At 60.5% G+C, this 3,037-nt stretch carries 5 protein-coding genes; 3 read left to right on the top strand and 2 right to left on the bottom strand.

The annotated features are described in order from the left end of the window. Positions 1-82 precede the first annotated feature (82 nt). The 3 genes from EN939_RS27635 to EN939_RS27620 all read left to right on the top strand — a co-directional run bounded on the left by EN939_RS27635 (position 83) and on the right by EN939_RS27620 (position 2,026). Complete coding sequence (locus EN939_RS27635; protein ID WP_032930657.1) at positions 83-268, top strand: hypothetical protein; 186 nt, start codon at positions 83-85, stop codon at positions 266-268. Between the two features lie 338 nt (positions 269-606). Beyond that, positions 607-741: a hypothetical protein gene (locus EN939_RS39760; protein ID WP_013531161.1), complete on the top strand. Its 135-nt coding sequence runs from the start codon at positions 607-609 to the stop codon at positions 739-741. A 346-nt stretch (positions 742-1,087) separates the two neighbouring features. After that, the gene (locus EN939_RS27620) at positions 1,088-2,026 is read left to right on the top strand and encodes a GlxA family transcriptional regulator (RefSeq protein ID WP_348625597.1); all 939 of its coding nucleotides are present in this window, start codon (positions 1,088-1,090) and stop codon (positions 2,024-2,026) included. Between the two features lie 38 nt (positions 2,027-2,064). Here EN939_RS27620 and EN939_RS27615 read toward each other — a convergent pair whose 3' ends face one another. Further along, the gene (locus EN939_RS27615) at positions 2,065-2,406 is read right to left on the bottom strand and encodes a peptidase inhibitor family I36 protein (RefSeq protein WP_023812325.1); all 342 of its coding nucleotides are present in this window, start codon (positions 2,404-2,406) and stop codon (positions 2,065-2,067) included. Between the two features lie 168 nt (positions 2,407-2,574). After that, positions 2,575-3,037, bottom strand: a 463-nt coding sequence (locus tag EN939_RS27610; protein ID WP_127270884.1) for a DUF1194 domain-containing protein, incomplete at its 5' end; no start/stop codon positions are given.

Below are 3,037 nucleotides of genomic sequence, written 5' to 3'. Positions count from 1 at the left end.
GCATTCGACACGAAATGAAGTTGAAACAAACCCGCAGTAGCCAACTCGCTGTCTGGCACTCGCCAACCCAAAGGAGAAAGAGATGTCTATCCTGTCGTCCCTTGGTCGCATCGCGACCGAATTCAGCGCGGCGCGCGCCCGCTACCAGACTGAACGCGCTATCCGCTCCCTGCCGATCGAACTGCAGAAGGACATCGGCTGGCCTGAAGCTTCCGATACCAAGACCGGTACTCGCAACGGCGTCGGATCCTGGGCTGGAGCAAAGTAGATCGTGTGTACCATGTGCTGAAGGCCTGCCGCGCAAACCGCCCGGCAGGCCTTCTCTATTTTATTTGCACTCAAATGAATTTTTAGAGCCATGTTTCCAGCGCATGACGCATATGAGAAAGCCGCATAGCAGCCCTCTTTTCAATTAATCCCTTGTAAATAATCGTAAATTTTGGGCACCTTGCCCAAATCTGTCGCAACCGATGTCGCATTTCATATCAAGCGCTTCGCTTTTGCGATTTAGTTTCTGCTTACACAAGCCTATATCGGCGCCAGCAAACGAGCTGCCCCACTCCATCAAGCGAAGGCGACCCGTCTGAGCAACAAATGGAGATGATTATGAAGCTTTTTGCACGCCTCTTTGCCCGCCGCGAAATGAACCTGACCACCGCCCTCGAGCGTCAGCGTCTCGCCAACACCATGCCCGGCCAGACCGGCGCCATGAATGCGGCCCGCCTCGGCTTCGTCGCCTGAAGATTTTTAGGGGCAGCGCATCCCTGCCGCTGCTTTAAAACTGTAACGCCGCCTGGCTCCAGCCAAGGCGGCGTTTTTGTTTTGCGCGCAGGCAGTACGTTGCCCGTCCCTTGAACAGTTCGTGCCACTTCCAGGGCTCGCTGCACGCCGATTGCCCGTTTGCGACCCATGTCGCAAATTTAATCTCGTCGTAGCGGCGTAGCCGATTGACAGACATGGTTTTTCCTGATGTCGCTATGCTATTCGCGACATCCTGTTCGCGCCATGGCTGTGTGAGGTTCCCTTGAACGCCGTAAAGCATCCGATCAAGCGATCGTTTGTATTCTTCCTTATTCCCGATTTCACCATGATCGCTTTTGCGACCGCGCTCGACCCGTTGCGTTCGGCCAATCGCATGCTCGGCTACGAGGCCTATCGCTGGCGCCTCGCCAGCATCGACGGCAAGCCGGTGCGCGCCTCGAACGGGGTCGAATGCGCGGTCAACACCTCGCTCGAGGACGAGCGCAAGAAGATGGCAGGCCCCGACCGGCCGAACATGGCCATCGTCTGCAGCGGCATCAATGTCGAGCGCTACCAGAACAAGTCCGCCTTCGCCTGGCTGCGCGAGGAATACAATCGCGGCGTCGCCGTCGGCGGCCTGTGCACCGGCGCGCATATCCTCGCCGCCGCCGGCCTGCTGTCCAACAAGCGCTGCGCCATCCACTGGGAGAACCTGCCGGGCTTTTCCGAAGCGTTCCCGAAGGCCAACGTCTTTGCCGACCTCTTCGAGATCGACCAGAACATCTACACCTGCGCCGGTGGCACCGCCGCACTCGACATGATGCTGAAGCTGATCGGCGACGACTTTGACGAGAACCTCGTCAACCGCGTCTGCGAGCAGGTGCTGACCGACCGCGTGCGCAGCCCCACCGACCGCCAGCGCCTGCCACTTCGCGCCCGCCTCGGCGTCCAGAACTCGAAAGTGCTGACCATCATCGAACTGATGGAGGGCAATCTGTCGGAGCCGCTGTCACTGATCGAGATCGCCGACCATGTCGACCTGTCGCGCCGCCAGATCGAACGGCTGTTCCGCACCGAGATGGGGCGCTCCCCTGCCCGCTACTATCTGGAAATCCGGCTCGACCGCGCCAGGCATCTGCTAATCCAGTCGTCGATGCCGGTGGTCGAGGTGGCGGTCGCCTGCGGCTTCGTCTCGGCCTCGCATTTCTCCAAATGCTACCGAGAACTCTACGCCCGCTCGCCGCAACAAGAGCGCGTCGACCGCAAGCAGCTGCTGGCAGCCTGATCCGACCCGTAACCGGTCTGCGCTCCGCCGCCTGAACCTCAGTAGTCGTCGCAGGTGCATTCCGCCGAGGAGATACGGTCGTTCCAGTCACTACCGCCCAAATTGCGGATCCTGCGCGTGATCTCGATCGAGCGGCCGCCCATCCGAGAATCCTCATAGGCCACGAGCGTGCAGCCGCGGCGGACGATCACCGACGACACACGGTCATTCCAGAACTGGCCGCCACGAAAATTTACGGAATCCTCGGCACCCATGCCGATGGACCGCCCGCGAAAATTCCCGTTCTCGAACATGATGCAGGCAGCCTGGTTGTATTGGGCGCTGGCGACGTCGGCATAAAGCACAGACGCGACTGCGGTCAGGATGGCAAGACGTCTCATCGGTGTTTCCTCGGTTTGGCCGCGCTCCTGGCTGGATCACGCGGCCCGCCCAGTTTGCCACTGCTTCGGTAGCGGAGGCAAGCCTGGAGCGTAAGCCCGAACAGGTAGGCAGCGGGGGCAAGAATGGGAGCCGGTTCGGCCAAAGATCACGCTCAACGGAGAAGAGCTTTAGCGGCTGTCGAACATCCAACTGCGGTTTCGCCACATTTTCTCACCGACCAGACAGTCGGTGGTGGACCTCTCCTGCGCCAATATCACCGGCGGATGCGCGGCTTCTTCCGCCGCCCATTGCGGCGAGGCCGGACCGGCGAGTTCCAGCACCAGCTTGCGGCGAATGGCTTCGGGAAACTGCGTCCAGTCATTGACCGGGATCATGAAGGCTCCGGGACCACCAATGACGCAGTCGCTGTAGTAGCGATCGAGATTGCTGACGTCGTAGGCGCCGGAAAAACCGCCTCGCGTCATCAGCGGCAGGCCATTGATGACGATGCCTTGCTTGATCAGCCCGTCGCGGGTCAGATTGACCGGCGCACCCTGGTTGTTGGGGCCGTCGCCCGAAATGTCGATGACCCGCTTCGTGCCCCGGTAGCCGCTTTCGGCAAACAGGTCGTTGCCGACCTCCAGCGCTCCG

Origin of the sequence: Mesorhizobium sp. M7A.F.Ca.CA.002.05.1.1 (assembly GCF_003998335.1) — a bacterium.
Taxonomy (GTDB): domain Bacteria; phylum Pseudomonadota; class Alphaproteobacteria; order Rhizobiales; family Rhizobiaceae; genus Mesorhizobium.
This window is presented reverse-complemented; position numbering and strand designations above follow the sequence as displayed.